The organism is Kitasatospora sp. NPDC058965 (assembly GCF_042741245.1).
Lineage (GTDB): Bacteria > Actinomycetota > Actinomycetes > Streptomycetales > Streptomycetaceae > Kitasatospora.
Map to the genome: position 1 here is coordinate 44,153 of NZ_JBHYKG010000018.1, position 7,073 is coordinate 51,225.

Consider the following 7,073-nt stretch of genomic DNA (forward strand, 5'->3'; position numbering starts at 1 on the left):
GGGGCGGGCCGCCGGTCCGTCAGTTGTCCAACTCGCCGACGTGGTGCACCCGCACCAGGTTGGTGGAGCCGGAGAGGCCGGGCGGGGAGCCGGCGGTGATGATCACGATGTCGCCGCGCCGGCACCGGCCGAGGCTGAGCAGTTGGGCGTCCACCTGGGCCACCATCTCGTCGGTGGTGGGCACGAAGGGGCCGAGGAAGGTCTCGACGCCCCAGGTGAGGGCGAGCCGGCTGCGGACGGCCTGCTCGTAGGTGAAGGCGAGCACCGGGATCGGCGAGCGGTACCGGGTGAGCCGGCGCGCGGTGTCGCCGGACTGGGTGAAGGCGATGAGGTACTTGGCGCCCAGGAAGTCGCCGATCTCGGCGGCGGCGCGGGCGACGGCGCCGCCCTGGGTGCGGGGCTTGTTGGTGGGGGTCAGCGGCGGCAGGCCGGCGGCCAGCACGTCGGTCTCCACGGCCTCGATGATGCGGCCCATGGTCTTGACCGTCTCGACGGGGTACTTGCCGACCGAGGTCTCGCCGGAGAGCATCACGGCGTCGGTGCCGTCGAGCACGGCGTTGGCGACGTCGGAGGCCTCGGCGCGGGTGGGCCGGGAGGCGTTGATCATCGAGTCGAGCATCTGGGTGGCGACGATGACCGGCTTGGCGTTGCGCTTGGCCAGCTTGATGGCGCGCTTCTGGACCAGCGGGACCTGTTCCAGGGGCATTTCGACGCCGAGGTCGCCGCGGGCGACCATGATGCCGTCGAAGGCGTCGACGATGGAGTCGAGGGCCTCCACCGCCTGCGGCTTCTCGACCTTGGCGATGACGGGGACGAAGCGCCCCTCCTCGGCCATGATGCTGTGCACGTCCTCGATGTCCTTGCCGCTGCGGACGAAGGAGAGGGCGATCAGGTCGGCGCCGGTCCGCAGGGCCCAGCGCAGGTCGGCGACGTCCTTGTCGCTGAGCGCGGGCACGGAGACGGCGACTCCGGGCAGGTTGAGGCCCTTGTGGTCGGAGACCAGGCCTCCTTCGATGACGAGGCAGTGGACGCGTGGGCCGTCCACCTGGGTGACTTCGAGGCAGACCCGGCCGTCGTCGACCAGGATCCGCTCGCCGCGCGCGACGTCGCCGGCGAGGCCCTTGTAGGTGGTGCCGCAGATGTCCCGGCCGCCCGGGACGTCCTCGACGGTGATGGTGAACTCGTCGCCGCGTTCGAGGAGTACCGGTCCTTCGGCGAAGGTGTCCAGGCGGATCTTCGGGCCTTGAAGATCGACCAGGATGCCGACGCTGCGGCCGGTCTCGTCCGCGGCCTTGCGGACGCGGCGGTAGCGCTCCTCGTGCTCGGCGTGCGAGCCGTGGCTCAGGTTGAGGCGGGCGATGTCCATGCCGGCGTCGACCAGGGCCTTGATCTGGTCGTACGAGTCGGCGGCGGGCCCGAGAGTACAGACGATTTTTGCTCGGCGCATGAGTCCGAGGGTATGCATTACCCGCGCGTAACAACGACGTTCCGACGGACGGTCACATGACCACTGCCGGAAGCTTCGTTGAACTCTCTGACGCATGATGACTTCTCTTGTCCGCTATGCGAGTTGACCCATCCTTCTCGCACCTGTTGCCGATCCGTGAAAGCCTGTTCACGCCCGGTTCGCCGGGGCGCAGGGTCCCGCTCGGGCCAGGGCGGGATCGTGGTGGGCACACGGACCTGACCAAGGTTTTTTGGGGGGAATGCGGAGATGAAGCGCCTGCTCGGCGCCGTGCTGGCGGTGGGTCTGATCGCCGGCGTGGTGGTGCTGGTGCAGCAGAACTGCTGCCACGGCTCGGGACCACAGGGGGGAACCGTCGCGGTCAGCGGGTTGATCGGGTCGGAGAAGACCAGTTTCTTCGACGATCCGCAGGTCGCGAAGGCCTTCGCGGACAAGCAGTTGACCGTCCGGACCGATCACGCCGGGTCCTGGCAGATGGCCGGGCTGGTGGGCCGGGGGAAGTACGACTTCGCCATCCCGGCGGCCGACGTGATCGGCAAGGAGATCCCCGACCAGGTCACCACGGTGCCGGTGCGCCCGTTCTACTCGCCGCTGGTGGTGGTGGCCCGGCAGGCCACCGTGGCGGCGCTGGAGACGGCGGGCCTGGTCAAGAGCTCGGACGACGGCAGGTTCGAGGTCTTCAAGACGGCCGACTACCTGGCGGCGGTCAAGCAGCGGAAGACCTGGAACGACCCGAACCACCCCGAACTGCGCGGGCAGATCTACCTCTCGACCACCGACCCGCAGTCCTCCGCCTCGGCGGCGCTCTACCTGGCCGCGATGGCCTACCTCGACAACAACAACAGCGTGGTCGCGGACCAGGGCCAGGCCGTCAAGGAGGGCCAGGCGCTGAAGGTGCTGATGCAGCCCCAGGGTGCGCTGCTGGCCAGCAGCGACCAGTTGATGCGCGATTTCCTCGCCAATGCCGGCCACCCGCTGATCTGGACGTACGAGTCGGAGGTGGCCGAACGGGCGCACGACGGCACGCTGCCGGACGACGTCAGAGTGCTGTATCCGGACATCACCATTCAGAGTGACCACACAGTGGTCGAGTTGACTCCGGCGGCGCACAAGCTCGCCCTCGCGCTGCAGGACGACCCGAAGCTGGTGAAGCTGGAGGCCGACCACGGCTTCCGGCCGGAGAGCGACCCGGACGCGTTCGCCCGGGAGATGGGCGACAAGGTGGTCACCACCAACCACTTCGCGCCCAACGTGGCCGACCTGAAGACCGCCCAGGCGGTCTCGCCCTCCAGCGACCTGCTCAAGGACCTGATCACCGCCGCCACCGGGGGGACCGGCTGATGCCCCGCACCACTCCGCGCCGCGCCGCCCTCGGCGCGCTCGCCCTGCTGCTGGCGGCGGTCGCCGGCTGCACCGGCGGCTCGCCGGTCCGGCCCGGTCCCGGCGCCTCCGGCAGCAGCGGCCAGGCGCTGTCGCCGACCAGCACCCCGGGCACCCTGCGGATCCTGGCCGGCAGCGAACTCCAGGATCTGCAGCCGGTGTTGGACGATGCCCAGAAGGCCACCGGGGTGAGCGTGAAGTTCACCTTCACCGGCACTCTGGACGGCGCCGACACGGTGGCCGGCGGCAAGGCCGACGGTGCGTACGACGCGCTCTGGTTCGCCTCCGACCACTATCTGCGGCTGGACCCGAGGTCCGGCGGCAAGCTGCTCTCCGAGACGCCGGTGATGGTCTCGCCGGTGGCCGTCGGGGTGCGCACCTCGCTGCTGCCGACGCTGGGGTGGGACCCGGCGAAGGTGACCTGGTCGCAGATCGGCGACGCGGTGCAGCAGGGCCGGCTGACCTTCGGGATGACCGACCCGTCCCGCTCCAACTCCGGCCTGTCCGCGCTGGTCGGGCTGGCCTCGGCGTTCTCGGGGGCGCAGGCCGCGCTGACCGAGGCGGACGTGGCCAAGGCCTCCCCCGCGCTGCGCGCCTTCTTCGGCGGCCAGAAGCTCACCTCGGGCTCCTCCGGCTGGCTGGCCCAGGCCTACCAGCGCAGCGCCCAGGGCGGTTCGGGCACCGCGGTGGGCGCGCTGGTGAACTACGAGTCGGTGCTGCTCTCGCTGAACCGGACGCTGCCCGGCGACGCGCAGCTGACCGTGATCCGGCCCACCGACGGGCTGGTCACCGCGGACTACCCGCTGAGCCTGCTCAGTTCGGCCCCGCAGTCGGCCAAGGACGACTTCGCCCGGCTGACCGCCTACCTGCTGCGCCCGGAGGTGCAGCGCAAGATCTCCGACACCACCGAGCGCCGCCCGGTCACCACGGGGGTGGCCCCCGGGCCCGGCCTGGCCACCGATCCCCGACCCGAACTGCCTTTCCCCGGCAGCCAGTCGGTGGCCGACGCGCTGCTGGCCGCGTACCAGAACGAGCTGCGCCGCCCGTCCCGCACGGTGTACGTGCTGGACACCTCGGGGTCGATGGCGGGTGACCGGCTGACGGCGCTGAAGGCGGCGCTGGGCATCCTCACCGGCTCCGGCGACACCCGGGCGGTGAACCGGTTCCGCGACCGCGAGGAGGTCACGCTGATCTCCTTCGCCGACGACGTGAAGTGGGAGAAGGTGCACCAGGTCCCGGCGACCGCGCCGGAGGCGGAGCTGGCGTCGATCGCCGCCGACGTGCAGAGCCTGAGCGCGCAGGGCGGCACGGCGATCTACTCGACGCTGGAGGCGGCCTACCGCGAGGTGGCCAAGCAACAGGCGGCGGCCAACGACGACCGGTTCACCTCGATCGTGCTGATGACCGACGGCGAGAGCAACGAGGGGGCCGGCGCCAAGGACTTCGCCGACTTCTACCAGGCGCTGCCGGCCTCCGGGAAGGCGGTGCCGGTCTTCCCGATCCTGTTCGGCGAGGGGGCCAAGGACCAGTTGCAGGGCATCGCGGACACCACCGGCGGCAAGCTGTTCGACGGCATGTCGGGGTCGCTGACCGGCGTCTTCGAGGAGATCCGTGGGTACCAGTGAGTCGGCGCCGGCGGACCGGTCGGCCGTCGGGCGGTGGTTCGGCTCGGTGCCGCACTACGCGGGCAGCGCGGCGGGGCTGGCCGGGCTGACCGCCTCGCTGGCGGTGGGCGCGGGGCTCTGGTCGGTGGCCGCGGTGGGCGGGCTGTACGGAGCGGGGGCCCTGATCGGCTGGCTGGTCGAGGACCTGCGGGACCGCGGTCCCGGCCCGGGCCCCGGGCCGGGACCTGGACCGGGACCGGTGGTGGACCCCGAGCTGCTGCGCGCGCTGGAGCGGGAGTTGAACCGCCGGGCGGAGCACGTGGCCGCGGCCGACTGGCCGGACCCGGCGGCCCGGCAGGCGGGGCTGCTGCTGGCCGCGGCGGGCGACCTGCTGCGGCGCGCGGGCGAGCCGGGGCGGCCGGATCCGGCGGCGGCGGTGCGCGAGCTCGTCCCGGGTCCGCTCGACTGGTACGAGCGGGCCCGCAGTTGGTGGCGGCTCGACCCGCACGGCGAGGAGCCGACGGCCGAGTTCGTCTCCCGGGTGGACCGCGCGCTGGCCGCACTGGCGGCGGCCTAGGTCGCGTGCCGCGGCGCGGAGCTGAGGCACCGTCACCCCGCCATCGGCGGTCACGCTCCGGGGCTTCCCCGGGCGTGACCGGCAGGGCAGAATTCTACGCGCGTATCCACGTGGGCCGGGGCTGATCACGAGTCAACCGGGCCGCGCCGACACCGCTTCCGACCCCTGGAGTGACCGCATGCCCCTGAACCGCCGCGACTTCGTCACCCGTTCCGCCGCCACCGCGGCCGGCGCCGCCCTGGTCGGTGGTCTGTCGACGGCCGCCGCGACCCCGGCGGCGGCGGCCGGGGCCGCCCCGCAGGACCACCACGACCCGCACCGCGCGAAGTTCACCGTCTGCGGCACCACCGACGTGCACGGCCACGTGGTCAACTGGGACTACTTCACCGACGCCGTCTACACCGACAAGCAGCACAACGCGGTCGGCCTGGCGAAGATCTCCACCCTGGTCAACCAGGTCCGCGACGAGGTGGGCTGGGACCGCACGCTGCTGATCGACGCCGGCGACATCATCCAGGGCACCCAGCTCAGCTACTACTTCGCCCGGGTCGAGCCGATCGCCTCGGACGCCGACGAGGTGCCCGAGCACCCGATGGCCACCGCGATGAACACCATGGGCTACGACGCCGCGGCGCTCGGCAACCACGAGTTCAACTACGGCATCCCGACCGTGCGCGCCTTCGAGGAGCAGCTGGACTTCCCGCTGCTGGGCGCCAACGCGCTGCACGCCAAGAACGAGAAGCCGGCCTTTCAGCCCTACCTGATCAAGACCCTGCACCTGGGCGGCGGCCGCCCGCTGAAGGTGGGCATCCTGGGCCTGACCAACCCGGGCATCGCGATCTGGGACAAGGCCAACGTGCAGGGGCGGATGACCTTCGCCGGCATCGTCGAGATGGCCCGGGTCTACGTGCCGAAGATGCGGGCGGCCGGCGCCGACATCGTCGTGGTCTCGGCCCACTCGGGCATCGACGAGCCCTCCTCCTACGGCGACCAGCTGCCCTTCCCCGAGGACGCCTCCGGCCAGATGGCCGCCGAGGTGCCGGGCATCGACGCGGTGCTGGTCGGCCACACCCACAAGGAGGTGCCGCAGCGGCTGATCGTCAACAAGGAGACCGGCCGGACCGTGGTGCTCTCCGAACCGCTGTGCTGGGGGCAGCGGTTGACCCGCTTCGACTTCGAGGTGGAGTTCGCCCGGGGCGAGTGGCACGTCTCCTCGCTGACCGCCTCGGTGCTCAACTCCAACACCGCGCAGGAGGACCAGGAGGTCGTCTCGCTGGTCAAGGCGCAGCACGACAAGGTGGTCGCCTACGTCAACCAGGTGATCGGCACCAGCAAGGTGGACCTGTCGATCGCCGAGGCGCGGTTCAAGGACACCCCGATCATCGACCTGATCGGCCGGGTGCAGCAGGACACCGTCAAGGCGGCGCTGGCGGGCACCGCCCACGCGAACCTGCCGGTGCTGGCGCAGGCGGCGCCGTTCAACCGGACCGCGGACATCCCCGCCGGCACCCTGAAGCTGCGCGACGTGGCGGGGCTGTACATCTACGAGAACACCCTGGAGGCCCGGCTGATGACGGGCGCCCAGATCAAGGACTACCTGGAGTTCTCGATGACGTACTTCGCCCAGCTGGCACCGGGCGCGCCGGTGAACCCGGACGCGCTGACCAACCAGCACGACATCCCGGACTACAACTTCGACTCGGTGTACGGGGTGGAGTACGACGTCGACATCGCGCAGCCGGTCGGCTCGCGGATCGTCAACCTGAGCTGCGCGGGCAAGCCGGTGGACCCGGCCGCGCAGTTCGTGCTGGCGGTCAACAACTACCGGGCCAACGGCGGCGGCAACTTCCCGCACGTGGCGGCGGCGCAGCAGGTGTGGACGAACTCGGACGAGATCCGCAACACCATGATCGCCTGGGTCAAGGCCAAGGGCGTGATCGATCCGGCCGACTTCGCCGCCGTCTCGTGGCGGCTGGTGCGCGCGGGGGTGCCGGTCTTCTAGGCCGCCGGACCGGCGCGCGGACGGGCCCGCGCACCCTCCGGGGTG

Annotated in this window: 5 protein-coding genes; 4 read left to right on the forward strand and 1 reads right to left on the reverse strand. The window is 71.4% G+C overall.

What is annotated here, in order from left to right; translation table 11 throughout:
• Window positions 1-19 precede the first annotated feature (19 nt).
• The gene (gene pyk / locus ACFW1A_RS05635; protein WP_380404648.1) at window positions 20-1,465 is read right to left on the reverse strand and encodes a pyruvate kinase; all 1,446 of its coding nucleotides are present in this window, start codon (window positions 1,463-1,465) and stop codon (window positions 20-22) included.
• A gap of 249 nt (window positions 1,466-1,714) precedes the next feature.
• Here pyk and ACFW1A_RS05640 point away from each other — a divergent pair, with 249 nt between their 5' ends.
• From ACFW1A_RS05640 to ACFW1A_RS05655, 4 genes are all read left to right on the forward strand, one after another.
• A complete protein-coding gene (locus ACFW1A_RS05640) occupies window positions 1,715-2,806 on the forward strand; it encodes a hypothetical protein (protein ID WP_380404652.1) in 1,092 nt (363 codons plus the stop codon).
• Window positions 2,806-4,470 (forward strand): VWA domain-containing protein, encoded by a 1,665-nt coding sequence (locus tag ACFW1A_RS05645; protein ID WP_380404655.1) that lies wholly within the window; start codon window positions 2,806-2,808, stop codon window positions 4,468-4,470. The genes ACFW1A_RS05640 and ACFW1A_RS05645 overlap by 1 nt, the downstream gene beginning before the upstream one ends.
• Complete coding sequence (locus tag ACFW1A_RS05650; RefSeq protein WP_380404658.1) at window positions 4,457-5,026, forward strand: hypothetical protein; 570 nt, start codon at window positions 4,457-4,459, stop codon at window positions 5,024-5,026. Before ACFW1A_RS05645 ends, ACFW1A_RS05650 begins: the two co-directional genes overlap by 14 nt.
• 178 nt (window positions 5,027-5,204) lie before the next feature.
• On the forward strand, window positions 5,205-7,028 hold the full coding sequence (locus tag ACFW1A_RS05655; protein WP_380404661.1) for a bifunctional metallophosphatase/5'-nucleotidase: 1,824 nt from the start codon (window positions 5,205-5,207) through the stop codon (window positions 7,026-7,028).
• The last annotated feature ends 45 nt before the right edge of the window (window positions 7,029-7,073 follow it).